The sequence below is a fragment of the Microbacterium sp. EG9 genome (genome assembly GCF_059759475.1).
The window spans coordinates 1,972,518-1,996,193 of sequence record NZ_CM186217.1; the positions used below are offsets into that span (position 1 = coordinate 1,972,518).

Here is a 23,676-nt window from a genome sequence, read left to right on the forward strand (position 1 = left end):
CACCCGCGCGTGGCGGCCTCACGCGGGGAGCAGCTCGCTGCGCAAGAGCTCGACGAGCGCCTGCGCGGCGGAGCTGAGCGGACGTCGCCGCGCCCACGCGAGCGAGACGGCGAACGCGGGTACGGCGCCGTCCAGCGGCACGGTGCGCACCGGCATCCGACCGCGGTGCGCCGCCGACGCCCTCGCGGATGCCGCGTCCGCCGCGAACTCCGGCACGATGGCCAGACCGAGGCCCTGCGGCACGTAGGTCGCCGCCGTCGAGAGATCGGCGACCTCGATGAGCACACGTCGCGACACTCCGGCGTGGGCGAACGCGTCGTCGACGATGCGTCGCGAGCCGTAACCGGGCGGGAGGTCGATGAAGCTCTCCCCCTCCAGCTCGCCGAGAGCGACGCGGTCGCGGTCTGCCGCGGGGTGGCCGTCCGGCACGACGAGCACGTACGGCGACGAGGCGACGACCTCGCCCCGCAGGGTCGCGGGAAGCCCGTCAACGACGGAGAGGAGCGCCACGTCGATCTCACCCCTCTCCAACTGCGCCACCAGGCCCGTCGAGCCGAGCCCGGTCGCCCGCAGTTGCACCGCGACGGCCGGATGCCGCTCGTGATAGCGACCCAGCAGCCCCGGAACGTCGACGAGGTCGACCCCCGTCATGAGCCCCATGGTGACGGCGCCGCGCAGTTCGGTGGCCGCCGCCGCGACGGCTTCCCCGAGCTCGCGCACCTGCTCGAGGACCTGCTGCGCGCGGGTCAGCAGCTCCTCACCCGCACCCGTCAGGCGGATCTGCCGATGCGAACGGTCGAACAGCTCGACCCCCAGTTCGCGTTCGAGATCGCGCACGGTCGTCGAGACCGCCGACTGCGCCAGCAGCAGGCGATCGGCGGCGCGCGTGAAGCTCAACTCCTGCGCGACCGCGACGAACACGGAGAGGTGACGCACATCCATATCTCGATCATCCTCCCTCCGTGCAGCCCGAAATCATCTGCGCAGCAGATGAGTCGCATCGCGAACGCCGTCTTCCTCGCACCGCTCGCCGGGCGGAGCATGGAGTCATGAGCATCGCGCCGGTCCTCGCCCCGTCCCCAGCGGCTGCCACCGCCGCCGTCACCGCCCCGCCCGTCGGGACCCGTGCCGCCGACCGTGTCGTCGAGGTGCTGCGCGCCCACGGCGTGCGCTGGGTGTTCGGCGTCCCGGGCGCCAAGATCGACCCCGTCTTCGACGCCCTCGCCGCCGTACAGGGCGTCGCCGGCGCACCGCAGTTGATCACCTGCCGCACCGAGCAGAACGCCGTCTTCATGGCCGCCGCGGTGGGGCGTCTCACCGGCATCCCGGGCGTCGTCCTCGTCACGAGCGGGCCCGGCACGGCGAACCTCGCGACGGGACTGCTGACGGCGACGACCGAGGGCGACCCCGTCGTCGCGATCTGCGGCGCCGTCTCACGGTCGCAGCACCTCAAGCGGGCCCATCAGGCGATGGATGCCGTCGGCATGCTGCAGACGGTGACCGTCTCGGCCGCCGAGGTCACCGCGGCCGACAACGTCGCCGAAGCGATCGTCAACGCGTTCCGCGCCGCCACGCGGGAGCCGCGCGGCGCGGCGGCCGTCGTGCTCCCCTACGACGTGTCGACCGCGACGACCGCCGTCGGCTTCACCGAGCCGATCGTGCCGGCGGCGGTGGGCGGGGCGGCCGCCGACTCCGTCGACCGGGCCGCGGCGCTGCTGCGCGAGGCGCGGTTCCCGGTCGTGCTGGCGGGGGCGCGTAGCGGCGACCCGCGCACGGTCGACGCGCTGCACGCGCTGCTGCGCGCGACGGGCCTGCCGGTGGTCGAGACGTTCCAGGCCGCAGGGATCATCTCGCGCGACCTCGAGGACCACTACCTGGGCCGCGTCGGCTTCGCCCGCAACCAGCCGGGCGACGTCCTTCTGCACCACGCCGATCTCGTGCTGACGCTCGGCTACGACCCGGTGGAGTTCGTGCCCGCCGAGTGGAACCTCGGCAAGGAACGCCGGATCGTGCACGTGGACACCGTCGCGGCCGACATCGACAACGACTACCGGCCGGACGTCGAGCTCCTCGGCGACCTGGCCACCACGCTCACCGATCTGACGCGCGCGCTGCACACGCGCGGCGGCATCCCGCAGCGCGATGCGGCGACGGCGGTCATCGTCGAACGCGAACGCACGCGGCTGGCGGAGAACACCGACCTCGGCGACCCGCACCACGACGACGCGTTCGGTCTCGATCCGGTCGCGGTGGTCGCCGGCATCCGCGCCGCCCTGCCCGACGAGGCCACCGTGCTCTGCGACGTGGGGTCGAACTACCTGTACATGGCGCGCCACTTCCGCACCTACCGGCCGCGCTCGTTGATGTTCTCGAACGGGCAGCAGACGCTGGGGGTGGCTCTCCCGTGGGCGATCGCGGCGAGTCTCGCCGACGCGGGCGACCCGGTGCTCTCCGTCTCGGGCGACGGCGGCTTCCTCTACTCCGCCGTCGAGCTGGAGACCGCGGTGCGGGTCGGGGCGAGCTTCACGCACATCGTCTTCAACGACTCGGCGTACGACATGGTGGCGTTCCAGCAGGTCGAGAAGTACGGGCGCACCGCGGCCGTGGAGCTCGGCGCCTACGACGTCGTGGCCTTCGCCGAGTCGTTCGGGGCGCACGGACATCGCGTGACCCGGGTCGAGGATCTCGTCCCGACGATCGTCGCGGCCCTCGCCGAGCCCGGGCCGTCCGTCATCGACGTGCCCGTCGACTACCGCGACAACCTCCGCCGTCTCGGCGGCGACCTCCTCGCCGACGTGCTGCTGTGACCTCCCCCTCCTCCTCTTCGCCTCCCGTCCCGAAAGGACCGCGCATGAGCGCCGAACGCCACACCCTTTTCCAGACGAGCCTGATGGCCGCGCTGCTGGACGGCATCTACGAAGACGACATGACCGTCGGCGAGCTGCTCGGCCACGGCGACTTCGGCATCGGCACGTTCAACGCCCTCGACGGAGAGATGGTCGTCGTCGACGGTGTCGCGTACCGGCTGCGCGGCGACGGCACGGCGGCCGCGGCATCCGCCGACTCCGCCACGCCGTATGCGGTGGTGACCGACTTCGTCCCCACGATCACCCGCTCGCTGCCCGACGGGGCCACGCGCGCGGAGGCCTCGGCCGCGATCGATGCGATCACCGCCTCGGCCAACTACATGTACGCGCTGCGCATCACCGGGCGGTTCCACCGCGTGACGGCGCGGACGGTCACCCGGCAGCAGAAGCCGTACCGCCCCATGACGGAGGCGACCGACGACGACGCCGTGCTCGAGTTCGACGACGTCGACGGCACGATCGTCGCCTTCCGCACGCCTCTGTACGAGCAGGGCATCGGCGTGCCCGGATGCCACGCGCACTTCATCGACGACGGACGCACCCGCGGCGGCCACGTGCTCGACTTCACCCTCGAGCACGGCACGGTCGAGCTGTGCCTGTGCACCGACCTGCATCTGCGCCTGCCGTTGACGACGGAGTTCCGCGAGGCCGCCCTCGCCCCCGAGGACCTGGCCGCCCAGCTCGCGAAGACCGAGCAGCACGCTCCCCTCCCCTGACCCCGCGACCCCGCGCCGCGCGCCCCGTTCCGGCGAGCCGCCATGCTGTGGCCGAGCCGCTATGTCGCGGGCAGTCCAAAGCATGGCGGCTCGGCCGGAGGATAGCGGCTCGGTGGGGGTGGGGGTGGGTGTGGGGGTCAGCGGAAGTCGCGGGAGCGGTGGCGCACGCCGACGCGCAGGTCTTCGAACGCGTCGGCGACGAGGTTCGTGACGCCCTCGGGTGAACGCTCGAGGATGCCGCGCGCGATGAGCGCCGGCGCATCCCGCAGCACCCGGCGATAGCGGTCCCAGACGCCCTTCGAGCAGATGACGTTGACGAGGCCGTGCTCGTCCTCGAGGTTGATGAAGGTGATCCCGGATGCCGTCGCGGGCCGCTGCCGGTGCGTCACCAGTCCCGCGACCTCGACCCGCCGCCCGACCTCGTGCGTGCGCAGCTCGCGAGAGGTGAGCACCCCGCGCGCATCCAGCGGCGCCCGGTAATGCGTGAGGGGATGGTCGTCGGTGGAGATGCCCGTGGCCCAGAGGTCGGCGGCGAGCACGTCGTAGGTGGACTGGTCGCCGAACAGCGGGGGCTGCACGGCGACGAGAGAGTCGGGAAGGAACTCGGGCAGATCCTGGGCCGCATCGCCGGCCAGCCAGAGCCCCTGGCGCCGCGTGATGCCCATGCTCTCGAACGCCCCCGCCGTCGCCAGCGCCTCCACCTGGGCGGCCGTGGCGCCCGTTCGCCGCACGAGGTCGCGGAGGTCGCGGAAGGGGCCGTCGCTCTCGCGCGTCGACACGATGCGCTGCGCGAGGGGCTTTCCCACCCCGGTGACCGCGGCCAGCCCCAGTCGGACGGCGAAACGGCCGTCCCGGCGATGGGCGGCCGACGCGTCGGGCGCGGCGGCATCGAACGGCGGCACCGGCGGCTGGTGGCGGTCGGTGCAGGCGGGGATGCCGGTGGGGACGCGTTTCGACTCGTTCGCTGCGCTCTCTCGCTCAACGACCGGAGGGGACGCGGCGCTCTCTCGCTCAACGACCGGGGAAGGGGCTGCGCTCTCTCGCTCAACGACCGGGTCGACGACCGGGGAAGGGGGTTCGTCGAGGGGTTCGAGACCGGCATCCACCCCGGAGGCGTGCAGATCGGGGCGACGCACGACGACACCGTGCCGGCGGGCGTCGGCGGTGAGGGTCGCCGGAGAGTAGAAGCCCATGGGCTGCGCACGCAGCAGCGCGGCGAGGAACGCGCCCGGGTAGTGCAGCTTGAGCCACGACGACGCGTAGACGAGCAGCGCGAACGACAGCGAGTGGCTCTCCGCGAAGCCGAAGTTCGCGAACGCCTGGATCTTCGCGTAGATGTCGTCGGCGACCTGTCCGACCAGCCCGTGCCGCGCCATCCCGTCGTACAGCTTCTGCCGCACCGACTCGATCCGCTCGATGCCGCGCTTGGAGCCCATGGCACGGCGCAGCACATCGGCATCCTCTCCGGTGAGGTCGCCGACGGCCATCCCCATCTGCATGAGCTGCTCCTGGAACACCGGCACACCGAGGGTCCGCTCCAGCACCGGTCGGAGCTTCTCGTGGGCGTACGTCGGCTCCTCCAGCCCCAGCTTGCGGCGCACGTACGGGTGCACCGCGCCGCCCTGGATCGGACCCGGCCGGATCAGGGCGATCTCGATCACCAGGTCGTAGAACCGCCGCGGCTGCAGCCGCGGCAGCAGCCCCATCTGCGCGCGGGACTCCACCTGGAACACCCCGATCGAGTCGGCGCGGCACAGCATGTCGTAGACCGCGGCCTCCTCCTTGGGGAGGGTGTCGAGCGTCCACCGCTCCCCCGTCGCGTCGGCGATGAGATCGAAGCAGTGCTGCAGCGCGGCGAGCATGCCGAGCCCCAGCAGGTCGAACTTCACGAGCCCCATCCACGCGGCGTCGTCCTTGTCCCACTGGATGACGGTGCGGTTCTCCATCCGCGCGTGCTCGATCGGCACCACCTCGCCCACGGGACGCTCGGTGAGCACCATGCCCCCCGAGTGGATGCCGAGATGTCGCGGCGCCTTCAACAGCTCGGCGGCGTACTCGAGCACGCGATCGGGGATGTCGTGCGAGCCCGCGACGGCGCCGTCCCACCGCTCGACCTGCTTCGACCAGGCGTCCTGCTGACCGGGTGAGTGTCCGAGCGCCTTCGCCATGTCGCGCACCGCGTTCTTCGGGCGGTACTGGATGACGTTCGCGACCTGCGCCGCCCGCTCGCGCCCGTACTCGCCGAACACCCACTGGATGATCTCCTCGCGCCGGTCGGCGTCGAAGTCGACGTCGATGTCGGGCTCCTCCTCGCGCATCGCGGACAGGAACCGCTCGAACGGCAGGTCGTAGTAGATCGAGTCGATCGCCGTGATGTCCAACAGGTAGCAGACGGCGCTGTTGGCGGCCGAGCCCCGTCCCTGGCACAGGATGCCGCGGCGACGGGCCTCGGCGACGATGCCGTGGACGATGAGGAAGTAGCCCGGGAAGTCCTTCTGCGCGATGACGTCGAGCTCGCGTTCGATGCGCGCGCGGTTCTTCTCGGTGAGGTCGGGATACTTGCGCGGCACGGCCTCCCACACGAGGGTGCGCAGCCACGACATCGGCGTGTGCCCGTCGGGGACGGCCATCTTCGGCAGGGCCGGCTTGGCGCGGCGCAGGGGGAAGGCGAGCTCGTCGGCGAGCGTGACCGTGCGGGCGACCGCGCCCGGGTAGCGGCGGAAGCGCCGCGTCATCTCGGCGCCCGAACGCAGATGCGCGCTCGCGTGCGACGGCAGCCAGCCGTCGAGCTCGTCGAGGCCGCGATTGGCGCGCACCGCCGCGACGGCGGCCGCCAGGTGCACGCGGTCGGGCACCGCGTAGTGCACGTTGTTGCTCGCCAGCACCGGGAGAGCGCGCGCGGCGGCGAGCGCGGCGAGCACGTCGTTGTCGCGGCTGTCGGTGGGGGCGCCGTGGTCGATCAGCTCGACGTTCACCGCGTCGGCGCCGAACAGCGCGACGAGCCGGTCGAGCTCGGCGGCCGCGGCATCGGCTCCCCCGGCGGCGAGCGCCTGACGCACCGCGCCCTTGCGGCATCCGGTGAGGATCGCCCAGTGCCCGTCGGCGCGCGCGGCGAGCTCGTCGAGGTCGTACCAGGGCCGCCCCTTCTCCCCGCCGGCGAGCTGCGCGTGGGTGAGGGCCGCCGCCAGCCGGTGGTAGCCCTCCTCGCCGCGGGCGAGCACGAGCAGGTGCGCGCCGGCGGGGTCGGGCGCACCGGCCCGCGCGGGACTCGGACCGGCGAGCAGCCCCGCCGCGCGCCCCGCACCTTCCCCCGCGCCGACGCCCGCCCCGAGCGAGAGCTCCGCCCCGAACACGGTCTTCACCTGAAGATGCTCGGCGGCCTCCGCGAAACGCACGATCCCGTAGAAGCCGTCGTGGTCGGTGATCGCGAGGGCGTGCAGGCCCAGCCGCTCCGCCTCCTCGGCGAGCTCGGCGGGCGAGGACGCCCCGTCGAGGAACGAGAACGACGAGTGCGCGTGCAGCTCGGCGTACGGCACGGCATCCGAGGGCCGCTCGATCGGCGGCCGCTCGTAGGCACCGCGCTTGCGGGAGAAGGCGGGGCCGTCGCCGCCGTCCGGTGCGGGGTCGCCGCCGATCACCGGCGCACCGAGCAGGCGCGCCATCTCCGACCAGCGGACCGACGGATTGTTGAACCCCATCAGTCGTACCTCCCCTCGATCTGCCAGACGCCTTCCTCGCACACCAGCAGCCAGGCGCCCTCCGCGACGTCGACCACCTGGAAGCGGTGCGCCCGCCGCGCCCGTTCGGGATCCCACGCGCGTTCGATCACCGGCCACGGTCCCGCCCAGGTGCGGATGCCGCGGCGCCGCCCGCCGAGCTCGATCGCCGCGGGGACGGCGGTCGGCTCCCCGCGGGCATCCACGGCGATCATGTCGCCGTCGGCATCCAGCACCGCGACCGGCATCCCCTCGGCGAACACCGTCGTCGGCAGCGGATCGGGAAGGCTCCCCGGCCAGGGACGCTCGCCCGTGCGCAGATCGGCGGCGACGTCCCCCCAGGGCACGAGCCGCTGTCGTTCCGCGAGCCACCGACCGCCGCCGACCGCGGGAGTGAGCACGCCCTGGTGTCCGAGCATCGCCTGCACGCGCGAGAGCGCGCGATGCACGCGCTCCTCGGGACCCGACCCGAACAGCCGCGCGGTGTGGTGGGCGGCGGCATCCACCGCCTCGGGCTCGATGCGCACCCGCACGACCGCGCTGCGAAGCGCCCGTCCCGTCCCGCCGCGCCCGGCGCCCCCGGTGCCCCCTGCGCCCCCGGCGCCGCTCGTGCCCCCGGCGCCCGTCGCCGCGCCCTGCTCGGCGAGCTGCCAGCGCACCCGGTCGACCACCGCGGCGGCGTCGAAAGCCCCGGGATGCAGCCACACCCGCTCGCTGCGCTCCCCGCGGTCGCCGGTGAGCACGACACGCAGCTCGGTGCAGACGAGCCCCTGCTCCCCGACCCGGGAGACGAACTCCGCGGCCGGCATCCGCAGGGCGAACGCGACCTGGTCCGCGGTCTCGACCGGGGGCTCGAACGCGACCTCGCGGTGCAGCTCGGGCGGCGGCGTGCGCGCCGTCACCGGGCGCGGGTCGCGGCCGGCGGCCAGCGCGTGCAGCCGCTGACCGCGCGCGCCGAACCGCTCGACGAGCCGGTCGGCGCCGAGGGCCGCGACCTCGCCCAGCGTCTGCACCCCGAGCCGGCCGAACAGCGAGGCCAGCTCCTCGTCGAGCACCCCCACCGGCAGCGGCGAGAGGAAGGCCGCGGCCGAACCGGACGGCACGATCCGCACCGGATCCTCCCGGCGCGTGCCACCGCGGGCCGCCTGCTGGGCGGTGAAGGTGCCGTCGGCGATGCCCACCCGCACGTCATCGACGCCGAGGCTCGCCACGGCGCCCGCGAGCACCGTCGCCGCCGCGGCCTCACCGCCGAAATAGCGCGCCGGCCCGCGCGCGTGCAGGGCGCACAGTCCGGGCTGCATCACCTGCACGTTCGGTGCGGCCTCCTCGATCGCCGCGATCACGGGCCCGAACGCCCGATGATCGCGCACGGCGTCGGCATCCACCACCGTCAACTGCGGACAGCGGGCCTGCGCATCGCGGCGACGCATCCGTCGCCGGACGCCCTCGGCGCGCGCCGCCGCCGAGCAGGCGACGACCATCCCCTTCTCGAACACGGCGATGGGCCCGTCGGCGTCCAGCGGGTCGTCGCCGTCGCGGGTGAGCGCGACGATCGGCCAGTCGGGCACCCACACGACCAGACTGCGCGGAGGGGCCGGGCCGCCCCGGACATCGGCATCCATCTCACACCGCCCGTCTCATCGGCACGGGCGCGGGCACGCGCGAGCGGCCGGCGCCTTCACCCCCGCCGAGGCGGCCCTGCTCGTCGGGAAGCAAGAGGCGGTTCGATCGCGGCACGGGCGCGCGCCGGCTGGTCACCGTGACGGTGAGCTCTCGTCCCGACAGGATGCCGTGGCCCTCGCCGAGGCCCGACCACGACGGATCGGAGACGTCGATCATCGCCTCGGTCTGCGGCCAGGGTCCCTGCACGAGCAGCACGGCATCGCGTTCACGCATGCGCGCGGCGAGCCGGGCGACGTCGGCATCCTTCGCCCGGGCCGGCGGCCGCACCGCCACGACCGACAGCACATCGGCGAGCGTCGAGGTCACCGCGAGCCAGCGCTCGCCCGGATCGGGCACCAGGACGAGCCGCGACAGGTCCACGCCGGCGGCGCGCGCCGCTTCCACACCGACGTGCGGCATGCCCACGACGGCGCACCACGAGCCGGTCTGCGAGGGTTCGGCCAGCAGAGCGAACAGCAGCGACATCGACCGCCCGAGCGCGTAGGCTCCCCCCGTGCGCAGGCCTCCGCCGGGCAGCAGCGACGCCAGCGCCGGCGGCACCGGGAGCACGGGCGTGTCGAGGCGACGCCCCTGCATGCGCTCCATCTGCGCGCGCAGGGTGCTCACGGTGCCCGCGACGTCCGCGGCAGCGACGTTCCCCACGATCGGCCTCACTTCGACAGATTAGAACATGTGTTCTAGTACTTCAATGCCTCTGCGTCGAAGATAAGAACGGGTTCGGACATTGCGCGCCGCATCCCTCGACCGGCCGCGCCGGACGGCTCATCTGCGCGAAACATGCGACTGATAGGACGGACGCCATGACCCGTACGCTGACCATCACGGGCGCCTCCCTCATCGTGGAGCGCTTCGACGAGCCCGACCTCGACCGCACCGGCGACCTCGTGATCGGCGCGGACGGCCGCGTCGGCGTCCCGACCGCGGAGCCCGCCGCATCCGCGCACGACACCCTCGACGCCGAGGGCGGCCTCGTCACCCCCGGTCTCGTCAACGCGCACCACCACCTGCTCCAGTCGGGCTTCCGCACCCTGCCGGGCACCCGGGGAGTGCCCATGCGGGAGTGGCTGCCCGCGATGGCCGCCGCGTATGCCGCCGCGGGCATCGACGCCTCCCTCGTCCGCGCGACGGCCGGTGTGGGGCTGGCCGAGTCGCTCCTGTGCGGAGTGACCACCGTCGCCGACCACCAGCTCAACTGGCCCGACCCCGCGGCCTCCTCCGCTCCGGTCGACGACACCGTCGCGATCGCGCACGCCATCGCCGGGGCGGCCGCAGAGCTCGGCGCGCGCCTCGTGTTCGTCCGCGGATCGGCCCGCGACACCCCCGCCGCCGCGGCGGCGAGCGCGGAGGCGATCGTCCGCGACCTCCTCCCCTCCGCCGCCGACGTCCCGGGCGGCACGAGCGCCGACGGCATGCTGCAGCTCGCAGTGGGCCCGGCGGGCGTGCACTCCGACTCCGAGGAGACCTTCCGCGCGCTCGGCGACGTGGCGCGGCGCCACGGTCTGCGCCGGCGCACCCAGGCGAACGAGCAGGTCGACACCGAGATCGCGCTCGCCCGGTACGGCCGGCGGCCCCTCGACCTGCTCGAGGAGTGGGGCTGGCTCGAGCCGGACGTGACGATCGCGCACCTGTGCGACGTGACGGATGCCGAGATCTCACGTCTCGCGGCCGCCGGCGTCACCGCCACGCACGCACCGGGCTGCGACGTGCCGATGGGGTGGGGCATCGCCCCCGTGGCCCGCCTGCGGGCGCACGGCATCCCCGTGGGTCTGGGCACCTCGGGCGGCGGGTCGAACGACGCCGGGCACCTCCTCGCCGACGCTCGCCTCGCGATGCAGGTGTCGGGCCTCGTCGGGCCGACGCTCCCGGCGCGTGACGTCCTGACGATGGCCACGTCGGGCGGCGCCGCGGGTCTCGGCCGGGCGGAGCTCGGCATCCTGACCCCGGGAGCCGCGGGCGATGCGTGCGTCTGGGACGTCTCCGGCGTCGCGGACGCGGGCGTGGCCGATCCGATCGCCGGACTGCTGTGGGCGCACCCGGGGCGCCGGCCGCGGCACGTCGTGGTCGGCGGGCGCGTGGTCGTCCGCGACTACCGGCTGGTCAGCGGCGACGAGACCGCGCTCACCGCCGCGCTCCGCGCCCGCGTCGGCCGCTGACGCCTGCGCCGCCGCCACCCCGGAGCCCTGGCGCCGGCCGGCGTCGGCGCCCCGGCGCCCGGAGCCCCGGAGCCGTGACCACCGTCGGAGTTTCCGCGAGGATCGACCCACCACGGCCCCCTTCCGCCGCGGGCAGGGCACAACCTCCGACGTTCGTCACAGGATCGGCCCACCGCGGCCCCCTTCCGCCGCGGGCAGGGCACAACCTCCGACGTTCGTCACAGGATCGGCTCCGCTTGCCCGAGCTCCCCCGGTGCCCCCACCGTCGGCGCGACCGTCCGGCCCGCACAGAAGCGCGGCGAGCGCGACGTGACGTACGCCGGAGAAACCCTGTGGATGACACCACACCATCCCTCGGTTCGGGGCTCACGCCGGAAAAGTCCGACGATCGTCACCACCACCCAACCGCAACCCAAGCCCCAGCCCCAGCCCCAACCGCAACCCAGCCCCAGCCCAAGCCCCCGCGGCACCCGCTCAGACGTCGAGCACGATCCGGGGACAGGCCGCACGCGAGACGCAGGCCATCATGACGGCGCCCTGCTCCCGCTCGAGCGGGGTCAGCACCGAGTCACGGTGCTCCACCTCTCCCTCCAGCACCGGCACCTCGCAGGTGCCGCACGTGCCGCGGCGACAGCTGGAGAGCACCATCGCGGTCGGGCTCTGCTCCTCGATCGCCTCCAGGACCGACTGGCCGGGCAGCACCGTGACGACGTCGCCGGTCATCGCGAGCTCGACCTCGAACGGCTCCGACCAGACCGGCTCGCCGTACGCGATCGCCTCGAACCGCTCGACGTGGAGCGCCTCGGCGCGCCCCGCCGCCCCGAAGCCCTCTTCGAGGGCCGCGATCAGTCGCGCCGGACCGCAGGCGTAGACGGGACCGCCGTCGGCGGCGGCGGCCACGAGTGCGGCGACGTCGAGGCGGGAGCCCTCGTCGGAGGGGTGCAGCCGCACGCGACCCGTGCCGTCGTCGAGCGCGCGCACGTCGTCGACGAAGGCCATGGTCGACAGCGACCGCCCGGCGTAGTCGAGCGTCCACGAGGCCCCCGCGGCGGCCGCGGCGCGCACCATCGCGAGGATCGGGGTGATGCCGATGCCGCCGGCGACGAACCGGTGCACGGCTTCGGGCACCATGTCGTACGAGAAGTGGTTGCGCGGTCCGCGCACCCGCAGCCGTTGGCCCACCTGCACGTCGTCGTGCACGCGCACCGACCCTCCGCGCCCGTCGTCCTCCCTGAGCACCGCGACCCGCCACGTCGACCGGTCCGCGGCGTCGCCGCAGAGCGAGTACTGGCGCTCGATGCGCTCCGTCCCGGGCTGACGGCCGTCGGCGAGGATGAGGTCCACGTGCGACCCGGGCGCCCAGACGGGAAGGTCGCGGCCATTGTGGGCCACGAGGTCGAGTGCCACGACGCCGTCGGCGAGCACGGTGCGGGCGGCGACCACGAGGTCGCGCTCGACGTCACTGAAGTAGCTCATGGATCCCACTCTTCCCATTCGCGCGGGGCCGTCCCGCCCGCGGGCGGCGACCGGCCGCACTCTTCGCGCGGATTTAACACGGCTGCAATCCCGACAGGCCTGCCAGGAAACACGTCGGGCGTTTACTGATTCTCACCCGATGTTGGTCATACCAACAACACCGCACCGCCCGCCGTCACCGCCACCGCCCGCCGTCATCGCCACGTGAGGAGAAGCCCCTATGGATGCCGAACTCCTCGAGCCGGGCCAGCGCATCGGCGCCGTCACCGGACTCTCGCCGGCCGGAGAGGTCGGTGACGTCCTCGCCTTCGCGGACGGTCGTGTCGTCGACGCGGGGGCTGCGGATGCCGACGGTGAGACGATCGACGCCACCGGCTGGGTCGCCCTGCCGCCCCTCGCCGACCTGCACGCCCACCTCGACAAGGGCTACACGTGGAGCGCGTTCGGCCAGCCCGAGGGCTCACTCGAGGACGCCATCGCGTGCTGGGTCGACCACGGCGAGAGCCACACGTACGAGGCGATCACGGCCGGCGCGCGCCGCCACCTGGTCGCCGCGCTGCACGCCGGCGTCACCGCCGTGCGCTCCCACACGAACTACCACCTCGGCGACGACCCGCTGCGCGGCGTCCGTGCGCTCGTGGAGCTGCGCGCCGAGTTCGCCGGGCTCGTCGACCTGCAGGTCGTCGCGAGCCCCGGGCCCTCCGACGGCCCGGACGATCTGGGGCGTGCCGCCGTCGCCCTCGGGATCGACCTGGTCGGCGGCTTCCCCCACCTCGCCGACGACCCCGCGGCGGACCTCGAGCGCGCCGCCGCGTTCGCCGAGGAGTTCGGCCTGGGCCTCGACCTGCACACCGACGAGACGCTCGATCCCGCCTCGACCGGCCTGGCCGAGCTCGCCGCCCGCACGCGCCACTGGCCCGCCGGGCTCATCCGCTCCGCCGGCCACTGCGTCAGCCTGTCCACGCAGGATGCCGCGACCCGCGCCCGCACCCTCGCGGCCGTCGCGGAGGCCGGTGTCTCCATCATCACCAACCCGCTGACGAACCTCTATCTCCAGGGGTGGCAGCATCCGGTCGGCACGCCGCGCGGCATCCCCCCGCTGCGCGAGATCCTGGAGGCCGGCATCACGCTGGCAGCCGGCGGCGACAACGTGCAGGACCCGTTCAACCCGCTCGGCAACGCCGACATGGTCGACGTCGCCTCCGAGCTCGTCGTCGCCGGTCACCTCACGCCCGCCGAGGCCTGGCACGTCAGCTCCAACGGAGGACGCGCCGCCTTCGGACTGCCGCCCGCCCGCGGACGGGTCGGCGACGTCGCCGACATCGTGCTCGTGCGCGCCGCGCACACCGCCGAGGCGCTCGCGGAGCGCGCACCGGATCGCATCGTCATCCGCGACGGCCGCGTCATCGCGGTGCGCCGCCGCGTCGTCGGCAGCGTGCTCGACCTCCGCCCGTTGCCGGCCCCGCCGTCCGCCCCGACCTCCGAGGGAGCCCTCCTATGACCACCGTCACCGCACCCGCCGATCCGCGTTCGCACGCCGGCGCCGCCGACACCGCCCGGCCGACCTCCACACCCACGCTCGCCTTCCGCGACGTCGCCAAGGTCTTCGACACGGGCACCCGCGCCTTGGAGGACGTGTCGATCGATGTGCGCCCGGGCGAGTTCGTGTCGGTGGTCGGTCCCTCCGGCTGCGGCAAGTCGACGCTGCTGCGCCTCGCGGCCGGGCTCGACGCCGCCACGGAGGGCGAGATCGACGTCCGCGCCGACACCACGAGCTTCGTCTTCCAGGAGGCGACCCTGCTGGAGTGGCGCAGCGCGCAGCGCAACGTCGAGCTCGTCGGGGAGCTCGCCGGCGTCGCCAAGGCCGAGCGTCGGCGTCGCGCCGCGGAGGTGCTCGACCTCGTCGGCCTGTCGGGCTTCGAGGACCAGCATCCGCGGGCGCTGTCGGGCGGCATGCGCATGCGGGTCTCGATCGCCCGCGCCCTCGTCGCCGAGCCTCAGCTGGCCCTGTTCGACGAGCCGTTCGGCGCCCTCGACGAGATCACGCGCCTGAAGATGCAGACCGAGCTGCAGCGGCTGTTCCAGCTCAAGGGGTTCGCGGCGATGTTCATCACCCACTCCATCTCCGAGGCCGTCTACCTGTCGAGCCGCGTGCTCGTGATGAGTGGACGGCCCGGCCGCATCGTCGACGACATCGAACTGCCCTGGTCCTACCCCCGCTCGCCCGAGCTGCGTTACGAACCCGAGTTCGGGCGCATCGTCGGCCACCTCTCGCACGCACTGGAGGCACACTCGTGAGCCAGAACCTCGCCCTGAAGGCGCCGACGGCGCACGCCGACACGTCGGCCGGCCCGGTGAGCCCGTCGAAGGCGGCCGCGGATGCCGCGGCATCCGCCGAGACGACGACCGCCGTGATGGCGGCGCGCCGGCGGCCTCGCGGCGCGGCGGGCGTCGTGCGCGGCGCCTGGTCGCGCGCGTTCCCGATCGTCGCCGCACTGCTCGGGATCATCGCCATCTGGTACGCGGTGTCGTACCTGCTGCTGAGCGAGAGCCGCCGGTTCCTGCTGCCGCCGCCGCACCAGGTGCTGGCCGAGACGGTCGGCAACGACAAGGTGATCGCACCCATGATCGCCGCGCTCGGTCAGACGATCTCCGTCGCGCTGGTCGGTCTCGCGATCGCGGTCGTGATCGGCATGGGCTGGGCCATCGTGATGTCCCAGTGGACCCTCGCCGAGAAGATCCTGTACCCGTACGCGGTGATCCTCCAGACGATCCCGATCCTCGCGCTCACCCCTCTCATCGGCATCTGGATGGGCTACGGCCTGCCGGCGCGCATCGTCGTCTGCGTCATCATCGCGGTGTTCCCGATGATCTCGAACACCCTCTTCGGCCTGCAGTCGGCGACGCCCGCGGCGCACGACCTGTTCACCCTGCAGAAGGCCAGCAAGTGGCAGCGGATGACGAAGCTCATGCTCCCCGCGGCGATCCCGTCGATCTTCACGGGGCTGCGCCAGTCGGCCGGTCTGGCCGTGATCGGCGCGATCGTCGGCGACTTCTTCTTCCAGCAGGGCAGCCAGGGCATCGGCGGACTGCTGCGCACCTACACGCTGCGCCTGAACATGGAGCCGCTGTTCCTCGCGATCATCTTCACGGCACTGTTCGGCGTGATCGTCTTCTCGATCTTCGCCGCGCTCGATCGGCTGGTCGTCGGACGCCTCTTCGGCGTCGCGACCCGCTGATCGCGCCCCGCCGCCCGCACCGCTTCTCCTCACCCGCACCACGAATCGCACCACCCGTCTGTCCGCACCGCACCCGAAGCCCGTCCAGGAGGACACCGTGTCACAGCCCACCTTTCTCTCCCGTCGTCTGATGGCGCGCAGCGTCGCCGTCGGCACCCTCGCCGTCACGGTGTTCGCCGTCGCGGGATGTTCCAGCACCGAGGCGGCGGCTCCGGCCACGACCTCGGCCGCGACCGCGGCCGAGAAGGGCGGCCCCCTCGACCTCGCGAGCGTCTGCCCCGCGACCGTTGTCATGCAGCAGGACTGGCAGCCGGAGTCGGAGCACGGCGCCATGTACAACCTGGTGGGAGACGGGTACACGGTCGACACCGACAAGAAGACCGTGACCGGCCCGCTCGTGGTCAACGGCACCGACACGGGCGTGAAGATCGAGGTGCGCTCGGGCGGCCCTGCGGTCAACTTCCAGCCGGTGCCCGCGCTCATGTACCTCGACACCGACATCCTCATCGGCGCCGTCAACACGGATGCCGCGATCGTCGCCGACGCCGACCAGCCGACCGTCGCGGTCACGTCGCAGCTGACCTTCAGCCCGCAGATCCTCATGTGGGACCCCGCCAGTCACGACGGCGCCAAGACGATCAAGGAGGCCGCCGCCGCCGGCGACCCGATCGTCACGTCGGGCGACGTGATCCCCAACCTGCTGCTGTCGCAGGGCATCATCACCTCGTCGCAGATCGACACGAGCTACGAAGGCACCCCGCAGCGCTTCGTGTCCGACCCGAAGATCCTGCAGCAGGGCTTCGCGACGGCCGAGCCCTACATCTACAAGAACGAGATCTCGCAGTGGGGCAAGGACGTCGGCTACCAGCTGCTGTCCGAGCTGGGGTACAACATCTATCCCGAGCCCCTCGCGGTGCGCAAGGCCGATGTCACCGACAAGGCCGACTGCCTGAAGAAGCTCGTCCCGATCATGCAGCAGTCGCAGATCGACTTCCTGAACGCGCCGGAGCACGGCAACGCGGTCATCCTCGACCTCGTCGAGAAGTACGACACCGGCTGGACCTACTCGGAGGGCGTCGCGGAGTTCTCGGTGGCGCAGCAGAAGGAGCTGGGCCTGGTCGCCAACGACGAGGCGTCCGGCGTCTTCGGGCAGTTCGACCCCGACCGCATGGCCTCGATCGTGAAGGACTTCACGCCCTTCCTCGTCACGGCCGGCAGCATCACGCAGGCGGCCGCGTCGGCGATCGACCCGTCGGCGCTCTACACGAACGAGTTCATCGACACCTCGATCAAGATGGACTGACACCGTCCGCACGCGAACGCCCTGCCCCACGATCGTCGGGGCAGGGCGTTCGCGTCGGTCGGGGCGTCAGAGTGTCGCGGTGACGCGGTCGGCGAGCGTGTCGAAGCGCTGCGCGACGGCGAGCGCCTCCGCAAGGGCGGTGCGCAGCGGCGCGAGCGTCTCGACCTCCGCCCCGGCGTCGCGGGCGCTCGTCGTGTCGCAGCGGATGTTGACGGCCGTCGCACGGATGCCGCACGCGAGCATCCGCGCCGCGACGGCGACGTCGGGCGCCACGCGCGGCTCGCCGTGCTCTTCGAGCCAGGTGAGGGCCGACCCCAGGGATGCCGCGACGTCGACCAGTGCGGCGCTCGCCTCAGCGGCGGCCACCGTCGTGGCGATGATCGCCGCCGGGCGCTCCGCGTCACCGGCGGGACGGCGGAAGGCGGCGACCAGCGCCGCCGACATCCGCCCGTCGTGCTCCGCGGCGACCAGCGCGTCGCGGCGCGCCCGCGTCGCGTCCGCGAGCACCGCGTCCCGGTGCGGGGCGACGGCGTAGCCGGCGGTCATGGCGACGAGCGCGGCCCCCGTCGCGATCACGACGCCCGCAGCGGCTCCGCCGCCGGGTTCCGGGACGGGGGCGGCGAGCGCCGCCAGCCAGTCGTCGAGGCGTGCGGATGCGAGATCGGGGGCGGACATGCGCCCACTCTAGGGGCGGGCGGCCGCACCGATCGGGGGGCGACATCGACGCATACGCGACCGTAACACCCGCGAAACGGCGCGCTTCTACAGTGACATTGTTGGCGAGACCAACATCGATTCCTGGATCGCCGACCGCGGGCGACCCGCGAGAGGAGGCACCGTGACCGTCCAGCTGCGCCTGCGCGACGCGTCGCGACGATGCCCCAAACGCATGGTCTACGGACCGTGCGGCGGCGTCGGCGCCGACGGCGGTTGCGAGGTCCCCGGCATCCGCTGCTCGTTCGCCGCCGACCCCGACCTCCTGCATACGCTCGACGTCTCCGCCGCCGACGTCGCAGCCCCCGAGAGCGCCGAGCCCAGCGGCGACGCGCTGCCCCTCTCCCCGCGCCGGACGGCGGCGGCCGCCTTCGCGACGCGCGTCTCGGAGGGGGTGCTCGTCACCGCCGATCTTCCCGTGCGCTCGGCGGATGCCGGCGTGCTCGCCGAGGCGGGCGCGCGCCTGGCCGGATTGACGGCGGTGATCGCGGGCGAGCCGCCCGGCCTCCGCGCGTCGCTCAGCCCGACCCACAAGGCGCTGGTGCTCGGCGGCGCCGGCGCCACCGTGATCGCGGGCATCACCTGTCGCGACCGCAACCGTGTCGCGATCGAGGGCGAGCTCGCGGCCCTCGCCGATCTCGGCGTCGCGGGCGTGCTGGCCGTGACCGGCGACCACCCGGCATCGACCGCGCTCCCGCACGCCCAGCCGGTGTTCGACCTCGACTCGACGCGCGTGGCGGCCCTCGCCCGCCGCGCGGGCCTGTTCGTGGCGGTGGCCGAGCAGCCCGCCGCACCGCCGATCGACTACCGGCCCGTCCGGCTCGCGCTGAAGGCGCGCGCGGGGGCGGAGCTGGCGATCCTGAACCTCTGCGGGGATCTGTCCGATCTCGTCCGCTTCGCCGGAGCGCTGGCCGCGACCGGCGGGGCCATCCCCCTCGTCGCCTCGGTGCCCGTGATCACGTCGCGATCGGCGGCCCTGCGGCTCGCGGCGCTGCCCGGGGTCCGCCTGCCGTCGGGGCTCGTGACGGCGGTCACCGCGGCCGCGGCCGTCGACGACGCGGGCGTGCACGCCGCCGTCGCGGCGGCACGGGAGGCACTCACGGTGCCGGGAGTGGTGGGCGTGCACCTGTCGGCCGTCGTCGACGAGGCCGACCCGACCGGCCTGGCCGCGGTCGACGCGATCGTGCGCACCGCGACGCTCCTGAGCGCGGGCCGCGCCCCGTCCTCCGACGCGACGGCGACGGGAGCCGCGGCATGAGCCTCGCCGCGGGCACGGCGCCGCGCGTCGCGGGGTGTCCGAAGTCGATGGCCTACGGCCCCTGCGGGGGCGTGAACCCGGACGGCACCTGCGAGGTCGATCCGACGCCCTGCGTCTTCCTCCGGCGCGACCTTCCCGTGCGCTGGGACGGAAACGGCGACGCTCCCGTCGACCGCGACCCGGTCGACGCGGTGACGACGGCCGCGGGGCGCGAGGTAGCCGAGATCGCTCAGCGTCGACCGCTGGTGTTCACGGGATTCCCGGTGCGCGCGCTGCGCTCCGACGCCGTCCGCCCCACCGCCGACGCCCTGTCCGGCAGCGTGGATGCCGTGCTCTCCGGCGATGCCGGACGCTCGCGCGTGCAGTTCCCGCCGTCGTACCGGGCTGCGCTCATCGCGGCGACCGGCCTGCGGCTGTGGATGGGCTTCAACGCGCGCGACCGCAATCGCACGGCGCTCGAGCGCGAGCTGCTGTCGCTGCGCGCACTGGGGGTGGCCGGGGTGCACTGCGTCACCGGTGACCACACGCAGACGGGCGACCGGGCCGACGCGCGACCCGTCTTCGATCTCGAATCCACGACGATGCTGCCCCGCGCGCGAGCCCTCGGCCTGCTCACCTCGTTCGCGGAGTCCCCCGCGGCACCGCCCGTCGCTGAGCGCGGCGCCCGGGTGGCGCAGAAGCAACGCGCGGGCGGTCGGCTGTGCCTCACGCAGTACGCCGGGGATGCCGAGGAGGTCGCCGACTTCGTCGCGCAGTGCCGCGCGGCGGGCGCCACCGCTCCGGTGCTCCCGGGCGTTCCTCTGGTGATCGACCGCGACGGGGCGGGACTGCTCGCCTCCTTCCACGCCGCGAAGCTGCCGCGGGGCTTCATCGACCGTCTCTTCGCGGCGCGGGACGTGCGCGCCGAGGGGATCCGCCTGGCCATCGAATACGGCCGCGCACTCCTCGACACCGGTCTCGTCGGCGGCGTCGTCATCGCCGGCGGTGCCCGTCTGGGCGAGGAGGTCTGCTACGCCGCCGACCTCGCCACGGTGGCCCGAGAGCTCGGAGGCGGGACGTGAGCGGGTCAGTGCGCTCCGGCGCTGCCTTCTTTGACGGTCAGCACGCGCGTCGACTCGCCCGGTTCGGTACGCCACCGGTGGCGTATGCCGCCGTGGTAATACACGGCGTCGCCGACCTCGAGGGCGAACTCCTGATCCTCCAGCACGACGACGAGGCGACCCTCGAGCACGTAGACGAACTCTTCCTCGTCGTGGACCCACCACAGGTCCTCCGAGAACGTCCCCGACATGACCATCGGCACGAAGCGCGGGTGGTCGCGCGCGAGCACGCGCAGGGGGCTGCCCCCGGCATCCAGCGGCGTCGCCTCGCTCGCGCGGAAGACGTGGAACTCCCCCTGGGTGCGCACCGCCGCGTCGGCGTCGTCCGTGAGCAGGGCCTGCTGGGTCGTGCCGAGCGCCTGGGCGACCCGGAACAGCGAGGTCATGCTCATCCGCTCGAGCCCGCGCTCGACCTGGCTGAGGAACGAGTGCGACAGCTCGGCCTGCGCCGCCACCTGGGTGAGCGTCATCCCGCGGCGCTGACGGAGCGCGCGGATCCGCGCACCGAGCGCGCGGGCCGCCGAGGCCGGGCCGTCGTCGGCCAGGGGCGCGTCGGCGGCACGGCGGCGCGACGAGGCGGCATCGGACATGAGTGAAGACTATGACACACGAAAGGAAACCGAGATGACCGGCGCGACACCCACCGACATGCTCGAACCCGCGGCTCTCACTGCCGCGGCCTCCCCCGACTACGCGGCCCTCGAGGCGGACCTGGCGGCCGTCCTCGGCGTCCGGGGCGTCTCCAGCGACCCCCGGCAGCGGGAGAAGGCCTCGGTCGACGGCGCCCGGATGTCGCCGATCATCGCCGAACAGCTGCCCCTCGGCGTCGCCGACCTCGTCGCGTTCCCCGCCGACGCGCAGCAGATCGCCGACGTCGTGCGCATCGCCGTCGCGCACGGCGCCCCCGTGACGCCTCGAGGCAAGGGCACCGGGAACTATGGTCAGGCGATCCCGATGCCAGGCGGCCTGGTGCTGGACACCTCGCGCGCCCGCGGCATCGTCGAGGTGGGCGACGGGTGGATCACGGCCGAGGCCGGTACGCCCATGGCCGCGCTCGAGCAGGCGGCCCGCCAGCACGGCCAGCAGCTGTGGATGTACCCCTCGACCGTGCACTCGACGGTGGGCGGGTTCATCTCGGGCGGCTCGGGCGGCACCGGCTCGATCGCGCACGGCAGCAACCACGAGGGCTTCGTGCTCGCCCTGGACGTCGCGACCCCGGCATCCGGCGGTGAACTGGTGCACGTGGAGGGTGACGATGCCCTCGGGTTCGTGCACAACTACGGCACGGCCGGCATCATCGCGCGGGCGACGGTGCGTCTGGAGCCGATGAACGACTGGCGGGGCCTGTACGCGTCGTTCGGCGACTTCACCGGCTCGATGTCGGTGCTGCAGCGACTCGCCGCCCTCCGTCCCTTCCCCCGGCTCGTCTCCGCGGACGACCCGCACGTGTCCGCCCAGCTGCCGCCCGACCCCGCGTTCCCCGAGGGCCGCAGCTCGCTGCGGACGATCATCGACGCGTCCCTCGTCGACGAGGCGACCGCCCTCATCACCGCGGCGGGCGGGCGCATCGAAGAGGTGCGGGAGGGGCCCCAGGTGTCGGCGGCCATCTCGGTGCTGAGCTACAACCATCCGATCGAATGGCTGCAGAAGTCCGAGCCCGGCGTGTACTTCCACGTCGAGGTCGGCGGAGACGCCCTCATCGACCGTCACGACGAGGTCATGGCGGTCTACCCGGGCGCGCACCTGCACATCGAGGCGACCGCGACGCGTCCCATCGGCATGCTCGCGGGAGTCTACGAGAGCCCGGAGCAGGTCGCCGACGGCATCGCGGCCCTGACCGCGCTCGGAGTCGGCGTGCACAGCCCCCACCAGTGGAACGTCGACTTCCGCCTCTCCGAGACGGTGCAGCTCGCCCGGACGACCGACCCGCGGGGGCTGCTCAACCCCGGCAAGCTCGATCCCGCCTACGGCGGACCCGTGAAGGGGGCGATCCGATGACCGGCGAGTTCCCCTTCACCCCGACGTCTCGCCACTGGGCGGACCTGTCCGGCCCCGCGCTCACGGCGCTGCTGACCGAGCGCTCGATCGCCGTGGTGCCCATCGGCGCGATCGAGCATCACGGTCCGCACCTGCCGCTGCGCACCGACGCGCTGGTCGCCGAGACCATTGCGACGGCGGCCGTCGCGCGCGTCGCGTCCGCGGGGATCGACGCCTGGGTGCTGCCGACGATCAGCTACGCCAAGTCCGACGAGCACCACTGGGCGCCGGGCACCATCTGGCTCGAGGGCACGACCGTGCTCGACCAGCTCGTCGACATCGGCCGCTCGATCGCGATGACGCCGGCCAAGACGGTCGTGTTCGTCAACGGCCACGGCGGCAACGTCATGCTGCTCGGCTGGGCCAACCGCGAGCTGCGTCGACGCTTCGGTCTGCGCACCTTCTCGATGCCCGCGACGGCCGGAGGGGCCGGCGACGGCATCGACGGCCGCCCCGACGAGAAGGGACAGGGCATCCACGGGGGCTTCTCCGAGACGTCGCTGGTCATGCACCTGGCCCCCCACCTCGTCGCCCCCGACATGCCCGCCCGGAACGTCCCGGAGCACATCGCCGGCCTCACCCACATCGGCTTCAACCGCAAGCCGGTCATGTTCGGGTGGACGAGCGACGACTTCGGCCCCGAGGGCGTGATCGGCGACGCGACGGGCGCCAACGCGGCGCACGGCAAGGAGCTGTACGACCGGGGCGTGGACTTCGTCTGCGAGGCCCTCGCCGAGATCGACGGGTTCGTGTTCGGATGACCGCGTCGTACGCCCCCGGCATCCCTCCCGCGCCCGTCGTGATCGCCCACGACAGCGACCCGGTGCAGTCGGATGTCGCGTGGAGCGATCCCCTCGCCCTCGCCGCCGACTGGCTGCCCGCGCCGGGCGAGGACCGCCTGCTGATGACGGTGTCGACCGTCGGGCTGGACGGCATCCCCGACGCGCGCACCACGATGCTCAGCGACTTCGACGGCGAACGGTTCTTCTTCCACACCGATGCCGACAGCCGCAAGGCCGCCGAGCTCGCGGCCTCCCCCGGCGTCGCCCTCACCCTCCTGTGGCCGGGCTTCACCCGCCAGCTGGTCGTGCAGGGCACCGCGACGCGGTCGCCGCGTGAGGAGTCGGACGAGGCCTACCGGCGTCGATCGCCCTACCTCCAGCAGCTCGCCTGGCAGAACACCGCCGCGTATGCGGCTCTGCCGCTCGCCGAGCGGCGCGCACAGTGGAGCGCGTTCCTCGCCGCCCACGGCGGCGCCGAGCACCCCGCCTTCACGCCGCCCGAGACCTGGGCGGGTTACGCCGTGACGCCCCATCGCCTCGTGTTCTGGGTGTCGAACCCGGCCGCGGCGAGCCGCCGCCTCGCCTACACGCGCGTGGGCGACGGGTGGAGGTCGGAGGCCCTGCCCGGCTGA

General features: G+C 73.4%; 19 protein-coding genes. 12 read left to right on the forward strand and 7 right to left on the reverse strand.

Going from position 1 to position 23,676, the window contains the following annotated elements; all coding sequences use genetic code 11:
- Positions 1-18: 18 nt before the first annotated feature.
- The gene (locus AC6CQV_RS09315; protein ID WP_498259308.1) at positions 19-942 is read right to left on the reverse strand and encodes a LysR family transcriptional regulator; all 924 of its coding nucleotides are present in this window, start codon (positions 940-942) and stop codon (positions 19-21) included.
- 107 nt (positions 943-1,049) lie between these two features.
- Here AC6CQV_RS09315 and alsS point away from each other — a divergent pair, with 107 nt between their 5' ends.
- Together alsS and budA are read left to right on the forward strand one after the other, a co-directional pair.
- Entirely contained in the window at positions 1,050-2,807 is a 1,758-nt protein-coding gene (alsS, locus tag AC6CQV_RS09320; protein WP_061782286.1) for an acetolactate synthase AlsS, read from the forward strand.
- 44 nt (positions 2,808-2,851) lie between these two features.
- On the forward strand, positions 2,852-3,583 hold the full coding sequence (gene budA / locus AC6CQV_RS09325; protein WP_060960113.1) for an acetolactate decarboxylase: 732 nt from the start codon (positions 2,852-2,854) through the stop codon (positions 3,581-3,583).
- Between the two features lie 137 nt (positions 3,584-3,720).
- Here budA and AC6CQV_RS09330 read toward each other — a convergent pair whose 3' ends face one another.
- The 3 genes from AC6CQV_RS09330 to imuA' are packed head-to-tail and all read right to left on the reverse strand — an operon-like array spanning position 3,721 to position 9,624.
- Complete coding sequence (locus tag AC6CQV_RS09330; protein ID WP_498259309.1) at positions 3,721-7,281, reverse strand: error-prone DNA polymerase; 3,561 nt, start codon at positions 7,279-7,281, stop codon at positions 3,721-3,723.
- Entirely contained in the window at positions 7,281-8,921 is a 1,641-nt protein-coding gene (locus AC6CQV_RS09335) for a DNA polymerase Y family protein (RefSeq protein WP_498259310.1), read from the reverse strand. The genes AC6CQV_RS09330 and AC6CQV_RS09335 overlap by 1 nt, the downstream gene beginning before the upstream one ends.
- Before the next feature lies 1 nt (position 8,922).
- Positions 8,923-9,624, reverse strand: a complete 702-nt coding sequence (imuA', locus tag AC6CQV_RS09340; protein ID WP_061782283.1) for a DnaE2-dependent mutagenesis accessory factor ImuA' — start codon at positions 9,622-9,624, stop codon at positions 8,923-8,925.
- 158 nt (positions 9,625-9,782) lie between these two features.
- On the opposite strand from imuA', the gene AC6CQV_RS09345 reads away from it, so the two are divergent.
- On the forward strand, positions 9,783-11,135 hold the full coding sequence (locus AC6CQV_RS09345) for an amidohydrolase family protein (protein WP_498259311.1): 1,353 nt from the start codon (positions 9,783-9,785) through the stop codon (positions 11,133-11,135).
- Positions 11,136-11,609: 474 nt separating this feature from the next.
- Here AC6CQV_RS09345 and AC6CQV_RS09350 read toward each other — a convergent pair whose 3' ends face one another.
- The gene (locus AC6CQV_RS09350; protein WP_498259312.1) at positions 11,610-12,611 is read right to left on the reverse strand and encodes a PDR/VanB family oxidoreductase; all 1,002 of its coding nucleotides are present in this window, start codon (positions 12,609-12,611) and stop codon (positions 11,610-11,612) included.
- A gap of 220 nt (positions 12,612-12,831) precedes the next feature.
- Between AC6CQV_RS09350 and AC6CQV_RS09355 the strand changes: the two genes are divergently transcribed.
- The 4 genes from AC6CQV_RS09355 to AC6CQV_RS09370 all read left to right on the forward strand — a co-directional run bounded on the left by AC6CQV_RS09355 (position 12,832) and on the right by AC6CQV_RS09370 (position 17,153).
- Positions 12,832-14,112 carry an amidohydrolase family protein gene (locus tag AC6CQV_RS09355; protein WP_498259313.1) on the forward strand — a complete coding sequence of 427 codons (1,281 nt, stop codon included), beginning with the start codon at positions 12,832-12,834 and terminating at the stop codon, positions 14,110-14,112.
- Positions 14,109-14,909 (forward strand): ABC transporter ATP-binding protein, encoded by an 801-nt coding sequence (locus AC6CQV_RS09360; RefSeq protein ID WP_198553686.1) that lies wholly within the window; start codon positions 14,109-14,111, stop codon positions 14,907-14,909. Before AC6CQV_RS09355 ends, AC6CQV_RS09360 begins: the two co-directional genes overlap by 4 nt.
- Positions 14,906-15,850 carry an ABC transporter permease gene (locus AC6CQV_RS09365; protein ID WP_061782279.1) on the forward strand — a complete coding sequence of 315 codons (945 nt, stop codon included), beginning with the start codon at positions 14,906-14,908 and terminating at the stop codon, positions 15,848-15,850. The genes AC6CQV_RS09360 and AC6CQV_RS09365 overlap by 4 nt, the downstream gene beginning before the upstream one ends.
- 97 nt (positions 15,851-15,947) lie before the next feature.
- Positions 15,948-17,153 carry a hypothetical protein gene (locus AC6CQV_RS09370; protein WP_060959174.1) on the forward strand — a complete coding sequence of 402 codons (1,206 nt, stop codon included), beginning with the start codon at positions 15,948-15,950 and terminating at the stop codon, positions 17,151-17,153.
- 66 nt (positions 17,154-17,219) lie between these two features.
- Here the strand turns inward: AC6CQV_RS09370 and AC6CQV_RS09375 are convergent, their stop codons facing one another.
- Positions 17,220-17,828 (reverse strand): cyclodeaminase/cyclohydrolase family protein, encoded by a 609-nt coding sequence (locus AC6CQV_RS09375; protein WP_498259314.1) that lies wholly within the window; start codon positions 17,826-17,828, stop codon positions 17,220-17,222.
- A 163-nt stretch (positions 17,829-17,991) separates the two neighbouring features.
- On the opposite strand from AC6CQV_RS09375, the gene AC6CQV_RS09380 reads away from it, so the two are divergent.
- A complete protein-coding gene (locus AC6CQV_RS09380; RefSeq protein WP_498259315.1) occupies positions 17,992-19,125 on the forward strand; it encodes a methylenetetrahydrofolate reductase in 1,134 nt (377 codons plus the stop codon).
- Positions 19,122-20,186 carry a methylenetetrahydrofolate reductase C-terminal domain-containing protein gene (locus AC6CQV_RS09385; protein WP_498259316.1) on the forward strand — a complete coding sequence of 355 codons (1,065 nt, stop codon included), beginning with the start codon at positions 19,122-19,124 and terminating at the stop codon, positions 20,184-20,186. The genes AC6CQV_RS09380 and AC6CQV_RS09385 overlap by 4 nt, the downstream gene beginning before the upstream one ends.
- 5 nt (positions 20,187-20,191) lie before the next feature.
- Here the strand turns inward: AC6CQV_RS09385 and AC6CQV_RS09390 are convergent, their stop codons facing one another.
- The gene (locus AC6CQV_RS09390) at positions 20,192-20,815 is read right to left on the reverse strand and encodes a helix-turn-helix domain-containing protein (protein ID WP_082808072.1); all 624 of its coding nucleotides are present in this window, start codon (positions 20,813-20,815) and stop codon (positions 20,192-20,194) included.
- Between the two features lie 34 nt (positions 20,816-20,849).
- Here AC6CQV_RS09390 and AC6CQV_RS09395 point away from each other — a divergent pair, with 34 nt between their 5' ends.
- Genes AC6CQV_RS09395 through AC6CQV_RS09405 form a run of 3 tightly spaced genes read left to right on the forward strand, consistent with a single transcriptional unit; the run spans position 20,850 to position 23,676 of the window.
- Entirely contained in the window at positions 20,850-22,223 is a 1,374-nt protein-coding gene (locus AC6CQV_RS09395; RefSeq protein ID WP_498259317.1) for an FAD-binding oxidoreductase, read from the forward strand.
- Positions 22,220-23,023, forward strand: coding sequence for a creatininase family protein (locus AC6CQV_RS09400; RefSeq protein WP_060959170.1), 804 nt, complete (start codon positions 22,220-22,222; stop codon positions 23,021-23,023). Before AC6CQV_RS09395 ends, AC6CQV_RS09400 begins: the two co-directional genes overlap by 4 nt.
- Positions 23,020-23,676: a pyridoxine/pyridoxamine 5'-phosphate oxidase gene (locus AC6CQV_RS09405; protein WP_498259318.1), complete on the forward strand. Its 657-nt coding sequence runs from the start codon at positions 23,020-23,022 to the stop codon at positions 23,674-23,676. Before AC6CQV_RS09400 ends, AC6CQV_RS09405 begins: the two co-directional genes overlap by 4 nt.